12 protein-coding genes and 4 tRNA genes are annotated in these 14,778 nt (G+C 43.0%); 15 read left to right on the top strand and 1 reads right to left on the bottom strand.

Going from position 1 to position 14,778, the window contains the following annotated elements; translation table 11 throughout:
• Positions 1-51: 51 nt before the first annotated feature.
• From HMPREF2853_RS02540 to HMPREF2853_RS02500, 9 genes are all read left to right on the top strand, one after another.
• A tRNA-Trp gene (locus HMPREF2853_RS02540) sits at positions 52-122 on the top strand.
• A gap of 14 nt (positions 123-136) precedes the next feature.
• A tRNA-His gene (locus HMPREF2853_RS02535) sits at positions 137-209 on the top strand.
• 13 nt (positions 210-222) lie between these two features.
• Positions 223-294: transfer RNA gene (locus HMPREF2853_RS02530), tRNA-Gln, on the top strand.
• A gap of 9 nt (positions 295-303) precedes the next feature.
• Positions 304-387, top strand: a tRNA-Leu gene (locus HMPREF2853_RS02525).
• A 184-nt stretch (positions 388-571) separates the two neighbouring features.
• A complete protein-coding gene (locus HMPREF2853_RS02520) occupies positions 572-1,849 on the top strand; it encodes a glutamate-cysteine ligase family protein (RefSeq protein WP_070534730.1) in 1,278 nt (425 codons plus the stop codon).
• Positions 1,850-1,923: 74 nt separating this feature from the next.
• On the top strand, positions 1,924-3,408 hold the full coding sequence (gene thrC, locus HMPREF2853_RS02515) for a threonine synthase (RefSeq protein ID WP_070534728.1): 1,485 nt from the start codon (positions 1,924-1,926) through the stop codon (positions 3,406-3,408).
• A gap of 60 nt (positions 3,409-3,468) precedes the next feature.
• The gene (locus HMPREF2853_RS02510; protein ID WP_070534727.1) at positions 3,469-4,749 is read left to right on the top strand and encodes an MATE family efflux transporter; all 1,281 of its coding nucleotides are present in this window, start codon (positions 3,469-3,471) and stop codon (positions 4,747-4,749) included.
• A gap of 3 nt (positions 4,750-4,752) precedes the next feature.
• The gene (locus tag HMPREF2853_RS02505) at positions 4,753-5,370 is read left to right on the top strand and encodes an HAD family hydrolase (protein WP_070534724.1); all 618 of its coding nucleotides are present in this window, start codon (positions 4,753-4,755) and stop codon (positions 5,368-5,370) included.
• A gap of 168 nt (positions 5,371-5,538) precedes the next feature.
• On the top strand, positions 5,539-6,750 hold the full coding sequence (locus HMPREF2853_RS02500; protein ID WP_070534722.1) for a LysM peptidoglycan-binding domain-containing protein: 1,212 nt from the start codon (positions 5,539-5,541) through the stop codon (positions 6,748-6,750).
• A gap of 180 nt (positions 6,751-6,930) precedes the next feature.
• Here HMPREF2853_RS02500 and HMPREF2853_RS02495 read toward each other — a convergent pair whose 3' ends face one another.
• Positions 6,931-7,788 carry a DUF975 family protein gene (locus HMPREF2853_RS02495; RefSeq protein ID WP_070534720.1) on the bottom strand — a complete coding sequence of 286 codons (858 nt, stop codon included), beginning with the start codon at positions 7,786-7,788 and terminating at the stop codon, positions 6,931-6,933.
• Between the two features lie 116 nt (positions 7,789-7,904).
• Here HMPREF2853_RS02495 and tgt point away from each other — a divergent pair, with 116 nt between their 5' ends.
• From tgt to comGB, 6 genes are all read left to right on the top strand, one after another.
• The gene (gene tgt / locus HMPREF2853_RS02490) at positions 7,905-9,047 is read left to right on the top strand and encodes a tRNA guanosine(34) transglycosylase Tgt (protein ID WP_001285237.1); all 1,143 of its coding nucleotides are present in this window, start codon (positions 7,905-7,907) and stop codon (positions 9,045-9,047) included.
• A gap of 133 nt (positions 9,048-9,180) precedes the next feature.
• Positions 9,181-10,998 (top strand): acyltransferase family protein, encoded by a 1,818-nt coding sequence (locus tag HMPREF2853_RS02485; RefSeq protein ID WP_070534718.1) that lies wholly within the window; start codon positions 9,181-9,183, stop codon positions 10,996-10,998.
• Positions 10,999-11,138: 140 nt separating this feature from the next.
• The gene (nagA, locus tag HMPREF2853_RS02480) at positions 11,139-12,290 is read left to right on the top strand and encodes an N-acetylglucosamine-6-phosphate deacetylase (RefSeq protein WP_070534716.1); all 1,152 of its coding nucleotides are present in this window, start codon (positions 11,139-11,141) and stop codon (positions 12,288-12,290) included.
• Between the two features lie 152 nt (positions 12,291-12,442).
• Positions 12,443-12,808, top strand: coding sequence for a DUF1033 family protein (locus HMPREF2853_RS02475; protein WP_000286399.1), 366 nt, complete (start codon positions 12,443-12,445; stop codon positions 12,806-12,808).
• A gap of 64 nt (positions 12,809-12,872) precedes the next feature.
• Positions 12,873-13,814: a competence type IV pilus ATPase ComGA gene (gene comGA / locus HMPREF2853_RS02470; RefSeq protein WP_000249586.1), complete on the top strand. Its 942-nt coding sequence runs from the start codon at positions 12,873-12,875 to the stop codon at positions 13,812-13,814.
• Positions 13,735-14,778 (top strand): competence type IV pilus assembly protein ComGB, encoded by a 1,044-nt coding sequence (comGB, locus tag HMPREF2853_RS02465; RefSeq protein WP_161800217.1) that lies wholly within the window; start codon positions 13,735-13,737, stop codon positions 14,776-14,778. Before comGA ends, comGB begins: the two co-directional genes overlap by 80 nt.

The following is a 14,778-nucleotide window of genomic DNA, read 5'->3' as shown; positions in this document are numbered from 1 at the left end:
CGCTCCTTCGGGTTCGGGGGTTCGAATCCCTCCCCTTCCATTACTTTAGTTACGGGCATAGTTTAAAGGTAGAACTAAGGTCTCCAAAACCTTCAGTGTGGGTTCAATTCCTACTGCCCGTGTTAATATGATTATGGCGGGTGTGGTGAAGTGGTTAACACACCAGATTGTGGCTCTGGCATGCGTGGGTTCGATCCCCATCACTCGCCTATTTTATATTATTGGGGTATAGCCAAGCGGTAAGGCAAGGGACTTTGACTCCCTCATGCGTTGGTTCGAATCCAGCTACCCCAGTTACTATTTGCCGGCGTGGCGGAATTGGCAGACGCGCTGGACTCAAAATCCAGTGTCCGCAAGGACGTGCCGGTTCGACCCCGGCCGCCGGTATAGTAATAAAGACAAGGTTTTTGGACCTTGTTTTTTGATTTGGTGAAGATTTTGATATTTTTTCTTTAAGTACAGATAACTGATGAAACATCTTTTTCTTCTTATTCTAGTCATTTTTAGTGTATTTTTGGTATAATATTACTTATTCACAATTTATTTTGATTATGAAAGAGTTTGGTGATTAATGTCTCGGTCTGTTGAATTACTAAAGAAACGTTACTTAAAGAATATAAAAGAGAACCCAGATTTATTTATTGGAATTGAGTTAGAATTTCCTATTGTAAATTTAGAGGGTAAGGCTACAGATGGTGAAGTTGTTAAGGATCTCTTTCGGTATTTACCATTAGTACTGGGCTTTACTATCGAAAAAGTGGATGATTTTGGGAATCCAATTCAGTTGCTTGATCCAGTCAGCCAAGATACGATCTTGTTTGAGGTTGCTTATACGACAATTGAGTTTGCATTCGGAAAGGCTGAATCTATCCGAGAGGTAGAAGAACGCTTTAACTTCTATATGGCTACGATTCAGAATAAGTTGGGTGAAGCTAATCATGCTATTGTTGGCTGCGGCATTCATCCCAACTGGGATAAAAATGAGAATTGTCCAGTGGCTTATCCCCGCTATCAGATGTTGATGGATTATCTGAATTTGAGTAGAAATGTAACTAAATCAGATTTACATCATTTCCCTGAGTATGGAGCCTTTATATGTGGGAGTCAGGTTCAACTAGACATTTCAAGGTTCAACTACCTGCGTGTTATCAATGCTTTTACGCAAATTGAAGCTGCTAAAGCTTATTTGTTTGCAAATTCTGAGTTTTCAGGGGCAGATTGGGATACCAAAATTTCGAGAGATATTTTTTGGGAAGAATCCATGCATGGTATCTATCCAGAGAATGTTGGTGTCAATACTAGACTATTTAAAGATGAGGATGATTTTTTTGACTATTTAAATCATTCTGCGATTTTTACTGCGGAGCGTGATGGGCAGACCTATTATTTTTATCCGATTCAGGCTAGGGACTATTTGGCTACACCTGAAATCCAAGCATTTACCCTTAATGGGGATGAGGTGTTAATTCATCCTCAGGAGGAAGATTTCCAAACTCATCGTAGTTACCAGTACCAAGACTTAACGACTCGAGGGACAGTTGAGTTTCGTAGTGTGTGTACTCAGCCGCTTGATAGGACTTTTGCTTCTGCAGCCTTTCATTTGGGCTTGTTGGTTCATTTAGACAAGCTTGAAGCTTACTTGCGAACTGCTCCATTTTTTACCACAGCTGGTCGTGATTATAAGCTTTTAAGACGACAATTTTCTAAGAAAAAACTTACAGATGAAGAAGAAGCTGCGGTTCTCGAGTTTTCTAAAGATTTACTCACCCTAGCTGAGGAAGGTCTGGAGAAGAGAGGCAAGCAAGAAATGGTTTATTTAGAGCCTTTGAAGAAAGAATTGGGATTATAATTTCTCTTATAAAGGGAGAATTTTCTGAAAAATCATGATATAATGGAATGGACTATAGATAAAGGATAGAGATTATGACATTAGTTTATCAATCAACGCGTGATGCGAATAATAGAGTAACTGCTAGCCAAGCTATTTTGCAAGGTTTGGCGACGGATGGTGGTCTGTTTACACCACTTACTTATCCAAAGGTGGATTTGGACTTTGACATATTAAAAGATGCTTCTTACCAAGAAGTGGCTAAATTAGTTTTATCAGCCTTTTTAGATGACTTTACGGCTGAGGAGTTGGACTACTGTATCAACAATGCCTACGATAGCAAGTTTGATACTCCAGCTATTGCGCCATTGGTGAAACTGGATGGGCAATACAACTTGGAATTGTTCCATGGTTCAACGATTGCCTTTAAGGATATGGCCTTGTCCATCTTGCCATACTTTATGACAACAGCGGCTAAAAAGCATGGTTTGGAGAACAAGATTGTCATTTTGACAGCGACATCTGGTGATACTGGGAAAGCTGCTATGGCAGGTTTTGCAGATGTCCCTGGTACTGAGATTATCGTCTTTTATCCAAAGGATGGTGTCAGTAAGGTACAAGAGTTGCAAATGACTACTCAGACTGGTGACAATACTCATGTTATTGCTATTGATGGTAACTTTGACGATGCGCAAACAAATGTGAAGCACATGTTCAACGATGTAGCTCTTCGTGAAAAATTGGCAGCGAACAAGTTGCAATTTTCATCAGCTAACTCTATGAACATTGGTCGTTTGGTACCACAGGTTGTTTATTATGTCTATGCCTATGCGCAGTTGGTCAAGACTGGTGAAATTGTGGCTGGTGAAAAAGTCAACTTCACGGTACCAACAGGAAACTTTGGAAATATTTTGGCTGCCTTTTATGCTAAACAAATCGGTCTTCCAGTTGGCAAATTGATCTGTGCTTCAAATGACAATAATGTTTTAACTGACTTCTTTAAAACTCGTGTTTACGACAAGAAACGTGAGTTTAAGGTGACGACTAGCCCATCTATGGATATCTTAGTATCTTCAAACTTGGAGCGTTTGATTTTCCATCTTTTGGGGAATGATGCAGTTAAGACAGCTGAACTCATGAATGCCTTGAGTACACAAGGACAATATGAATTGACAGACTTTGATGCAGCGATTCTGGAGCTCTTCGCAGCTGAATATGCGACTGAGGAAGAAACTGCTGCAGAAATTAAACGTGTTTATCAAACAGATGCCTATATCGAGGACCCTCATACGGCGGTTGCCTCAGCTGTTTATAGAAAATACCAAGCGGCTACTGGCGATGCGACTAAGACAGTGATTGCTTCAACAGCTAGTCCATACAAGTTTCCAGTGGTTGCCGTAGAAGCTGTAACAGGAAAAGCAGGCTTGACAGACTTTGAAGCCTTGGCTCAATTACATGACATTTCAGGAGTGGCAGTGCCACCAGCGGTTGATGGCCTTGAAACAGCTCCAGTTCGTCATAAAACAACAGTGGCAGCTGCTGACATGCAAGCTGCGGTGGAGGCTTATCTAGGACTTTAAGACAGAGGGAGTAAACTCGGTTGGGAAACCAACTGAGTTTCTTTTCATCAGGAGGAAGGATTGTTTAAGAAAAATAGAGACATTCTTAATATTGCATTGCCAGCTATGGGTGAAAACTTTTTGCAGATGCTCATGGGAATGGTGGACAGTTACTTGGTCGCTCACTTGGGCTTAATCGCTATTTCGGGTGTTTCAGTTGCTGGCAATATTATCACCATTTACCAGGCGATTTTTATCGCTCTGGGAGCTGCTATTTCCAGCGTTATTTCAAAAAGTTTGGGGCAGAAAGATCAGTCCAAGCTAGCTTATCATGTGACTGAAGCGCTGAAGATTACCTTACTACTAAGTTTGCTTTTAGGGGCCTTATCCATCTTTTCTGGGCAAGAGATGATAGGGCTCTTGGGAACTGAGCAGGATGTGGCCGAGAGTGGTGGACTCTACCTATCTTTGGTGGGTGGATCGATTGTTCTCTTGGGTTTGATGACGAGTATAGGTGCCTTGATTCGTGCAACGCATAATCCGCGTCTACCTCTCTATGTTAGTCTTTTATCCAATGCCTTGAATATTCTTTTTTCAAGTCTAGCTATTTTTGTCCTTGATATGGGCATAGCGGGTGTTGCTTGGGGGACTATCTTGTCTCGCTTAGTCGGTCTTGTGATTTTGTGGTCGCAATTAAAGCTGCCTTTTGAGAAACCGACTTTTGGTTTAGATAAGGAACTATTGACTTTGGCTTTGCCAGCGGCAGGAGAACGTCTCATGATGCGAGCTGGAGATGTAGTGATCATTGCCTTGGTTGTTTCTTTTGGGACGGAGGCAGTAGCGGGGAATGCAGTCGGAGAAGTCTTGACCCAGTTTAACTATATGCCTGCCTTTGGCGTCGCTACGGCGACGGTCATGCAGGTAGCTCGAGCAGTTGGAGAGGATAACTGGGAAAGAGTAGATGATTTGAGCAAGCAAACCTTTTGGCTTTCCCTGCTTCTCATGTTGCCCTTAACTTTCAGTATCTATGCCTTGGGGACACCATTGACTCATCTCTATACGACCGACCCTATAGCAGTCGAAGCGAGCGTTTTGGTGGCACTGTTCTCACTACTAGGGACTCCCATGGCAACAGGGACAGTTATATATACGGCAGTTTGGCAGGGTTTGGGCAATGCTCGCCTCCCCTTTTATGCTACAAGTATCGGGATGTGGTGTATCCGCATTGGCACAGGTTATCTGATGGGTATTGTTCTTGGTTGGGGCTTACCTGGTATTTGGACAGGGACTCTCTTGGATAATGGTTTTCGCTGGTTATTTCTACGTTACCGTTACCAGCGTTATATGAGCTTGAAAGGATAGGAAATGCAAAAAACAGCATTTATTTGGGATTTAGACGGGACTTTATTGGACTCTTACGAAGCGATTTTGTCAGGGATTGAAGAGACCTTTGCTCAATTTTCTATTCCTTATGATAAGGAAAAAGTGAGAGAGTTTATCCTCAGGTACTCTGTGCAGGATTTGCTGGAGCAGGTGGCAGAAGAGAGAAACCTAGATGCGGAAGTGCTCAATCAGGTACGTGCCCAGAGCCTGGCTGAGAAGAATGCTCAGGTAGTTTTGATGCCAGGTGCGCGTGAAGTGCTAGCTTGGGCAGACCAAGCAGGGATTCAGCAGTTTATCTATACTCATAAGGGGGGCAATGCTCTTACCATTTTAAGAGACTTGGGGTTGGAATGCTATTTTACAGAGATTTTAACCAGTCAGAGTGGCTTTGCGCGCAAGCCTAATCCAGAAGCGGCTAACTATCTGCTAGACAAGTATCAGTTGGATCCTGATAACACCTATTATATAGGGGACCGGACTTTGGATGTGGAATTTGCCCAGAATAGCGGCCTTCAAAGCATCAATTTTTTAGAGTCGTCTTATGCAGGGAATCAGAGGATTCAAGCACTGGCAAAAATTCCTCGTATTTTTGAGGATTAGGGGCGAGAAGATTGTGTCAATTTTATGACAGAAACCTAACAAACTATTTCAAGTAATCGAGTTTGTTACAAGGAATAGACAGTTCTGTTAAATAGGCCCGAGAGGGCTTTTTTTCTGCTTTTTTTGTGTTATGATAGACAGGTACTCATTTGAAAGGAATATGAACGAATGAAGAAAAGAATTATTTTAGCCTCAACAGTAGCCTTGTCTCTTGCTCCCGCATTAGGAGCTAAAGCTCAAGAAATCTCTTGGACAGCACGTAGCGTTGAGCAAATCCGAAATGATGTGACGAAAAACGAGAACAAAAACAGCTATACAGTTCAGTATGGTGATACCCTGAGCACGATTGCAGAAGCTTTGGGAGTAGATGTGACCGTTCTTGCTAATTTGAACAAAATTACTAATATGGACTTGATTTTCCCAGATACTGTCCTCACTACAACTGTCAATGAGGAAGAAGAGGTAACGGAAGTTGAAATCCAAGCTCCTCAAGCAGATGCTAGTGAAGAAGTGACGACTGCGACAGCTGATTTGACGACAAATCAAGTGACAGTTGATGAACAAACAGTTCAAGTAGAAGACCTTTCTCAACCAATTGAGGAAGCTCCAACTGCAACAGAGACTGAAAAACCAGCAGAAGTAGCGCCAAGTTCAGAAGTTCCTGAGACAGCGACAGTTACTGAAGAGACACCATCTACAGAAACACCTGTAGCTGAAGAAACAGCTGAAACGACTTCAGCGGAAGCACCAGTAGCAGAAACAACTCGCCCAGTTGAAGAAGCTCCACAAGCAGCGACTCCAGCTACCGAAGAAACGGCAGCAACAACTCCAGCAGAAGCCCCAGTAGCAGCTGCTCCAGCAACTGAAACGCCTGCTGATACAACAGGAACAAGTGCAACAGAAGAAACAGCAGCATCAACAGCAACTTCTGACACTGCAACTTCGACTTATCAAGCAGAGCAAAGCCAAACTCCTTCAAGAACTTATTCAGCTCCAGCTGCTCCTGACTATGCAGGACTTGCTGTAGCTAAGTCTGAGAATGCAGGTCTTCAACCACAAACAGCAGCCTTTAAAGAAGAAGTAGCCAACTTGTTTGGGATTACATCCTTTAGTGGCTACCGTCCTGGTGACAGTGGGGACCATGGTAAAGGTTTGGCCATCGACTTCATGGTTCCAGTGAGTTCAGCACTCGGGGATCAAATTGCAGAATATGCAGTCAAAAATATGGCTAGCCGTGGTATCAACTACATCATCTGGAAACAACGTTTCTACGCTCCATATGATAGTAAATATGGACCAGCCTACACGTGGAATCCAATGCCAGACCGTGGCAGCGTAACCGAAAACCACTATGACCACGTTCACGTTTCAATGAACTAATCATTAAAATGGAAGTTGGGAACTGATTGAGTTCTCGCTTCTTTTTTGTGTGTCATTCCTTCAGGGTAAACAAGAAGATTATTCTGAAGCAAGGTGGGCCCACTATTTTGACTCTGCTGAGTATGTTACTTTTGAAATAAGAAAACCAGCGTCCTGAACGATGCTGGTTTTTGTATGCTCTTATCCATTTCGACGTTTACGGGCTAGTAGGGCTCTGTAAAAGAAGATATGATTGTTTTGGATATAGGGAAGGATTGAAAAACTAGCAATTCCAAAAGTAATCCAATTGAGGAAGTACCAAGGAAGTAGTTGTAAATCGAGGACAAAGCGTTGAAATTTGTAACCTTTCACCAAGAAACGACTGGTTTTCAGGATTTGACTGGGTTTAGCCTGCCCTAAATCTAGAGTGTCGCAGAGGAGGAATTCTACCTGCGAGTAGGCGTAATGTTGCGGGATATAGAGGGCATTTCCTACAATCATCAAGATGAGGCTCGCAAAAAAGTAGAGCCCAAAGGTCATAAGGAATTGCTCGTTTTCAATAGATGAGAGGTCTAGTTTTGGAAACTCAGGATGTAGGGCAACAAATCTTCTAGCCAAGAGATTGCTATAAAAGAGGAAATAAATGCCTACTAAGTTTGGAATGCTCCATAAAAAGAGGTAGAAACGTTTGAGGAGCAGAGTTAGGAAGGTTTGCGAGAAGCGCTCTTCAGCAAAGAGGGCCAGGCTTGATTTTACTGAGAGTTCCGTATCAGGATCCTTGAGGAGTCGGAGTGTCGCAAAGGCAGCACCTACTAGAAAAATCGTGCTCATAAAAGAAACTACTAGCGGGAAGAGATAGGCTTGGAGAACTTGTGCCAGCATGCTGAAAAAGGATTGCTCTAAAACACTTTCTTGGAGACGAGCCAAGGGGTTGAGAAAGCCTGACAAGATGACCAGCATACTAGGAAGGAGATAGACCAGAAGGAGGCGGGGATTTTCAGCCTGAAATTGCCTAGCCTGCAGACGAATAGTTTTTAAATCAATTTTTGGGTATTTCATTCTCTCATTATACCATAGTTCGTGACAGTTCCTGGTTTTTTTGATAAAATCATACAGTATGCCTTTGGGCACAAAGTATGAACTGGGACTGTTTTTCCCAGCTTCGGAGGTAGAAAATGTCAGATTCACCAATCAAATACCGTTTGATTAAGAAAGAAAAACACACGGGAGCTCGTCTGGGAGAAATTATCACCCCGCACGGTACCTTTCCAACGCCTATGTTTATGCCAGTTGGGACTCAAGCTACTGTCAAGACCCAGTCGCCAGAGGAGTTGAAGGAGATGGGTTCAGGGATTATCCTCTCTAATACTTATCATCTCTGGCTTCGTCCTGGAGATGAACTCATCGCACGCGCAGGTGGTCTCCACAAATTTATGAACTGGGACCAACCAATTTTGACGGATAGTGGTGGTTTCCAGGTTTATTCCCTAGCTGATAGCCGAAATATCACCGAAGAAGGAGTAACCTTTAAAAACCATCTCAATGGTTCCAAGATGTTCCTATCGCCAGAAAAGGCCATCTCTATTCAGAATAATCTAGGCTCCGACATCATGATGTCCTTTGACGAATGTCCTCAATTTTATCAACCTTATGACTACGTTAAGAAATCAATCGAGCGTACTAGCCGTTGGGCTGAGCGTGGTTTGAAGGCTCACCGTCGCCCACATGATCAAGGTTTGTTTGGAATTGTGCAGGGGGCAGGCTTTGAAGACCTTCGTCGTCAGTCAGCTCATGACCTTGTCAGCATGGATTTCCCAGGCTACTCTATCGGTGGTTTGGCAGTAGGAGAAACCCACGAAGAGATGAATGCAGTCTTGGACTTCACAACCCAACTTCTTCCTGAAAACAAACCTCGCTATTTGATGGGTGTCGGAGCGCCAGACAGCTTGATCGATGGGGTCATTCGTGGTGTGGATATGTTTGACTGTGTCTTGCCAACTCGTATCGCTCGTAATGGAACTTGTATGACCAGCCAAGGTCGTTTGGTTGTCAAGAATGCCCAATTCGCTGAAGATTTTACGCCACTGGATCCTGAGTGTGATTGCTACACATGTAAGAACTACACACGCGCCTACCTTCGTCACTTGCTCAAGGCTGATGAAACCTTCGGTATCCGCTTGACTAGCTACCATAATCTTTACTTCTTGCTCAATCTGATGAAGCAAGTACGTCAAGCCATCATGGATGACAACCTCTTGGAATTCCGTGAGTATTTTGTAGAAAAATATGGTTACAACAAGTCAGGGCGCAATTTCTAAAGTGTAAAAATAGAATGCCAAAATCCTAAGTTTTCTCTTAGGATTTTTCCTATTTTTTTGATAGAATAGGGAGTATAATGGAATGGAAATTAGGTGGTGTTTTGCTTCCTAATTTAATGGAGAATAGACTCGTATGCGTATTAAATGGTTTTCCTTGATTAGGATTACAGGTTTACTTTTGGTGCTTTTGTACCACTTCTTTCAAACAATCTTTCCTGGAGGATTCTTTGGGGTAGATGTCTTTTTCACTTTTTCAGGATTTTTGATCACCTCCCTCCTTTTAGAAGAATTTGGGAAGGCACGCCAGATTGACTTACTGGGCTTTTTTAAGAGACGGTTTTACCGCATCGTGCCACCTGTGGTGCTGATGATTTTGGTGACCATGCCTTTTACTTTCTTGGTTCGTCAAGACTATGTTGCTGGAATTGGTGGCCAGATAGCTGGAGTTCTCGGTTTTATGACCAACTTCTACGAAATGTTAACAGGGGGAAGTTATGAATCCCAGTTCATTCCGCATCTCTTTGTTCACAACTGGAGTCTAGCTGTTGAGGTTCACTACTATATCCTTTGGGGCTTAGCGGTTTGGTTCTTATCGAAACGTTCAAAATCTAGTAGTCAATTGAGAGGGATGGTCTTTCTCCTTTCTGCTGGAGCTTTTATCATTAGCTTTTTCTCCATGTTTATTGGTAGTCTAATGGCGAGTTCCTATTCATCTGTCTACTTTTCAAGTTTGACCCATGTCTATCCCTTCTTTTTAGGAAGCATTTTGGCGACAGTTGTGGGGGTTCGTCAGACGAGCGATTTAGTCAAGCAGTTTGACCGGATGTGGGATCTTCGTCAGAATCTACTGGTATTTGCTACGGGGCTTTTGGTGTTAGTGCTCTTGACCTTCTTTGTCAAGTTCACCTACCTGTTTGCGTACTTATTTGGCTTCTTGCTAGCAAGTTTAGCGGCAGTGACCATGATTTTTGCTGCGCGTGTCTTGCATGAGAAAACACCTGAGATACAAGAACCTCGGATAATCACATTTTTAGCGGATACCAGCTACGCGGTTTATCTCTTCCACTGGCCTTTTTATATTATCTTTTCTCAGTTGATGATTAATCTGCCTGCTGTTATTCTGACAATCATCTTTTCTTATTTCTTTGCTATCCTATCCTTCTATATTATTGAGCCATTGATTGCTGGTAAATCCAATCCTTTAATACGGAAGATTAGTCGATTGCCTCATATTAAACCAATTAGTGCTGGTGCTGCTGGCATTCTTACCTTGCTTACCTTGATTATCATAGCTGTGGCTCCTCAAGTTGGAGCTTTTGAGACAGACTTGATGGTCAATGGTTTCAAACAAGCCCAGACCAATATAGGGCAAACAAAGACTCTTGCTGAACAAGCTGAACTGAGTCGTCTAGGAATTTCTGATGGAACAAGCCTAATAGGAGATTCGGTAGCCTTGCGTGCCAATACAGCCTTACAAGAGGCACTCCCTGAAGCGAATATCAATGCCCAAGTTAGTCGAACGACCAAGCAAGCCAATGACATTATGCTCAATAACAGTCAGAACAAGGCGCTGCTAAAAACAGTTGTCATTGCAACGGGAGTCAACAATCCTGAAGGTTACAAGAATGATTTGGACAGCATCGTGAACAATCTACCGAAAGGACACCATCTGATACTGGTGACGCCTTATGAGGGAGACAAGAGCAAGGACACTTACACATCAGTGGAGCAGTATGCGGCTTATGCGCGGGAATTAGCTGAAAAGAATCCTTACGTGAGCATCGCTGACTGGAATAAGGTTGCTAAGGAGCACCCTGAAATCTGGGCTGGAACCGACCAAGTCCACTTTGGGAATGATAGCAACATGATTGAAGAAGGTGCTAAGCTATACGCAGAAACGATCGCAGCTGCTGTTAAGGCTGCTCAAGAACTGCCTGTAAAATCAAAATAAGATCAAAGAGTTGGAGAAATTCAGCTCTTTTAAAATATCTCCAGAAAATAGGTCTATACCATTTACAAATGAAAAAGAAAGGTTTATAATGTAATTGACATAATAAATTCTAGAATCAATCTATCAAGGAGGTTATCATTATGCCTAATTATATTAAAGCGGATCAGTTTTTCTACCCACACGGAGTTCGTCGTGGCGGTTACTTGGAACTTGTGGATGGCAAGTTTGGCAAACATGTAGAACAGATTCCTGAGGGAGCTGAAGTGATTGACTATACCGGTTATAGCATTGCCCCAGGACTTGTGGATACCCATATTCATGGATTTGGTGGTGTAGATGTCATGGACAATAACATCGAAGGAACCCTTCATACCATGAGTGAAGGATTGCTTAGCACGGGTGTTACCAGCTTCTTGCCAACGACGTTGACTTCCTCTTACGAGCAGTTGCTTGCGGTAACTGAAAATATCGGTGCTCGTTACCAGGAAGCAAGTGGAGCCAAGATTCGTGGAATCTATTTTGAAGGCCCTTATTTCACAGAGAAATACAAGGGAGCTCAAAACCCTGCCTATATGAAGGACCCTCGTATGGATGAGTTTCGTGCTTGGCAAAAAGCAGCCAATGGTTTGCTTAATAAAATTGCCCTTGCGCCAGAACGTGAAGGTGTAGAAGACTTTGTTCGTACAATTACGGGTGAAGGAGTGACTGTTGCTCTTGGACACTCCAATGCGACTTTTGATGAAGCTAAAAAAGCAGTGGATGCTGGAGCAAGCGTTTGGGTACATGCCTACAATGGGATGCGTGGGTTGACTCACCGTGAACTCGGTATGGTGGGAGCCATGTATGAATTGCCACATACTTACGCAGAATTGATTTGTGACGGTCACCATGTAGATCCAAAGGCCTGTGATATTTTGCTCAAACAAAAAGGAATTGAAAATATTGCCCTTATCACAGACTGTATGACAGCTGGTGGCTTGGAAGACGGTGACTACATGTTAGGAGAATTCCCGGTAGTAGTTGCTAATGGAACTGCTCGCCTCAAATCGACAGGCAATTTGGCAGGTTCTATCCTCAAACTCAAAGATGGTTTGAAAAATGTGGTCGAATGGGGCATTGCGAATCCGCATGAAGCAGTCATGATGGCCAGTCTCAACCCAGCAAAATCTGTTCACATCGATGATGTCTGTGGTCAAATCCGTGAAGGCTACGACGCTGACTTTATCGTACTGGATAAAGATTTGGAATTGGTAGCAACCTACCTAGATGGTGTGAAACGTTATCAAGCCTAAAAAGATAAAAATAGGGGTCAATAAAGGACTCCTATTTTTATGATAGGCTGAAAAGGTATTTAAAGAAGTCTTCCTGATGGGAAAGGCAAGCAAAATCCTTTCATTGTTCTAGAAAATTCGTTATAATATACGGTACAAAGGAAGTAGTGAAAATGTATCGTGTTATAGAAATGTATGGGGATTTTGAACCGTGGTGGTTCATAGAAGGTTGGGAAGAAGATGTCATCATGAGTCAATCTTTTGACAAGTACTATGATGCTCTAAAATATTATAAATCATGCTGGTTTGAGCTGGAAAAGAAGAATCCTCTTTATAAGAGTCGGAGTGATTTGATGACTATTTTTTGGGATCCTGCTGATCAGCGCTGGTGTGATGAGTGTGATGAGTATTTGCAACAGTACCATTCTTTGGCACTTTTGCAGGATGAGCAAGTCATCCCCGATGAAAAGCTACGTCCAGGCTACGAAAAACAAACAGGTCAAGAAAAACACCGTTCTTGCCGTATGAAATGGAGATAAAAAAGTAACTTTTTAAGTTGCTTTTTTTATTTTTTTTTGCGAATAGTTAGATAAGGAGGGCGATATGGTACAAGAAATTGCACAGAAAATTATTGCTACTGCGAAAGAAAAGAAGGCCCAGGATATCTATTTTATCCCCAAGGAAAAGTCCTACGAGCTTCACATGCGGGTTGGAGACGAACGGTGTCTAGTTGACTCCTATGAGTTTGATGTTTTAGCTGCTGTGATTAGTCATTTTAAGTTTGTAGCGGGTATGAACGTAGGAGAGAAGAGACGTAGTCAGCTGGGCTCTTGCGACTATCAGCATGGGGAGAAGGTGTCTTCTCTGCGTTTGTCTACCGTGGGAGATTATCGGGGGCATGAGAGTTTGGTTATTCGTTTGTTGCACGATGAGGAACAGGACCTGCATTTCTGGTTTCAGGATATGAACGAACTGGGTGAGCAGTACAGGCAACGGGGGCTCTATCTATTTGCAGGTCCAGTTGGAAGTGGCAAGACGACCTTGATGCACGAATTAGCCAAGTCTCTGTTTAAAGGACAGCAGGTTATGTCCATTGAAGATCCTGTCGAGATCAAGCAGGACGACATGCTCCAGTTGCAGTTGAATGAGGCGATTGGATTGACCTATGAAAATCTGATCAAACTGTCTCTTCGGCATCGTCCTGACCTCTTGATTATTGGTGAAATTCGTGACAGCGAGACAGCGCGTGCAGTGGTCAGAGCCAGTTTGACAGGGGCGACAGTTTTTTCAACCATTCATGCCAAGAGTATCCGAGGTGTTTATGAACGCCTTCTGGAGTTGGGTGTGACGGAGGAGGAACTAGCAGTTGTCCTGCAAGGAGTCTGCTACCAGAGATTAATTGGGGGAGGAGGAATCGTTGACTTTGCAAACAAAGACTATCAAGAACACCAGCCAACTAGCTGGAATGAGCAGATTGATCAGCTTCTTAAAGCTGGACATATCACAAGTCTTCAGGCTGAAACGGAAAAAATTAGCTACAGCTAAGCAGAAGAAAATCATCACCTTGTTTAACAACCTCTTCTCCAGTGGCTTTCATTTGGTGGAAATTACTTCTTTCTTGGGCAGAAGTGCCCTGCTGGAAAAGGACTATGTAGCCCAGATGCACCAAGGCTTGTCTCAGGGGAAATCCTTCTCAGAAATGATGGAAAGTTTGGGGTTTTCAAGTGTTATTGTGACTCAATTATCTCTAGCTGAAGTTCATGGAAATCTCCATCTGAGTCTAGGGAAGATAGAAGAATATCTGGATAATTTGTCCAAGGTCAAGAAGAAGTTAATTGAAGTAGCGACTTATCCCCTGATTTTGCTGGGATTTCTCCTGCTAATCATGCTGGGGCTCAGGAATTATTTGCTCCCTCAACTGGACAGTAGCAATATCGCCACTCAAATCATCGGCAATCTGCCACAAATATTTCTGGGACTAGTGCTGGTTTGCGCTCTGTCTCTAATTTTAGCCCTCACTTTCTACAAAAGAAGTTCCAAGATGCGGGTCTTCTCAATGTTAGCACGGATTCCCTTTCTAGGAATCTTTGTCCAGACCTATCTGACGGCTTATTACGCGCGTGAATGGGGCAATATGATTTCACAGGGGATGGAGCTGACGCAGATTTTTCAGATCATGCAGGAACAAGGCTCCCAGCTCTTTAAAGAAATTGGTCAAGATCTGGCTCAAGCCCTGCAAAATGGCCGCGAATTTTCTCAAACCATAGCGACCTATCCTTTCTTTAAAAAGGAGTTGAGTCTCATCATCGAGTATGGGGAAGTCAAGTCCAAGCTTGGGAGCGAGTTGGAAATCTATGCTGAAAAAACTTGGGAAGCCTTTTTTACCCGAGTCAACCGCACCATGAACTTAGTACAGCCACTGGTTTTTATCTTTGTGGCCCTGATTATCGTTTTACTTTATGCGGCAATGCTTATGCCCATGTATCAAAATATGGAGGTAAATTTTTAA

Source organism: Streptococcus sp. HMSC077F03 (genome assembly GCF_001812375.1).
Lineage (GTDB): Bacteria > Bacillota > Bacilli > Lactobacillales > Streptococcaceae > Streptococcus > Streptococcus oralis_S.
The sequence above is the reverse complement of the archived record's forward strand: the minus strand, read 5'-3'. Positions and strand labels throughout refer to the sequence as shown.

What these genes read in the sequence shown, in the direction of transcription:
- HMPREF2853_RS02520 (WP_070534730.1), top strand. Translation starts at nt 572, where the DNA reads ATGTCTCGGTCTGTTGAATTACTAAAGAAACGTTACTTAAAGAATATA.
- thrC (WP_070534728.1), top strand. Translation starts at nt 1,924, where the DNA reads ATGACATTAGTTTATCAATCAACGCGTGATGCGAATAATAGAGTAACT.
- HMPREF2853_RS02505 (WP_070534724.1), top strand. Translation starts at nt 4,753, where the DNA reads ATGCAAAAAACAGCATTTATTTGGGATTTAGACGGGACTTTATTGGAC.
- HMPREF2853_RS02500 (WP_070534722.1), top strand. Translation starts at nt 5,539, where the DNA reads ATGAAGAAAAGAATTATTTTAGCCTCAACAGTAGCCTTGTCTCTTGCT.
- HMPREF2853_RS02495 (WP_070534720.1), bottom strand. Translation starts at nt 7,788, where the DNA reads ATGAAATACCCAAAAATTGATTTAAAAACTATTCGTCTGCAGGCTAGG.
- tgt (WP_001285237.1), top strand. Translation starts at nt 7,905, where the DNA reads ATGTCAGATTCACCAATCAAATACCGTTTGATTAAGAAAGAAAAACAC.
- HMPREF2853_RS02485 (WP_070534718.1), top strand. Translation starts at nt 9,181, where the DNA reads ATGCGTATTAAATGGTTTTCCTTGATTAGGATTACAGGTTTACTTTTG.
- nagA (WP_070534716.1), top strand. Translation starts at nt 11,139, where the DNA reads ATGCCTAATTATATTAAAGCGGATCAGTTTTTCTACCCACACGGAGTT.
- HMPREF2853_RS02475 (WP_000286399.1), top strand. Translation starts at nt 12,443, where the DNA reads ATGTATCGTGTTATAGAAATGTATGGGGATTTTGAACCGTGGTGGTTC.
- comGA (WP_000249586.1), top strand. Translation starts at nt 12,873, where the DNA reads ATGGTACAAGAAATTGCACAGAAAATTATTGCTACTGCGAAAGAAAAG.
- comGB (WP_161800217.1), top strand. Translation starts at nt 13,735, where the DNA reads ATGAGCAGATTGATCAGCTTCTTAAAGCTGGACATATCACAAGTCTTC.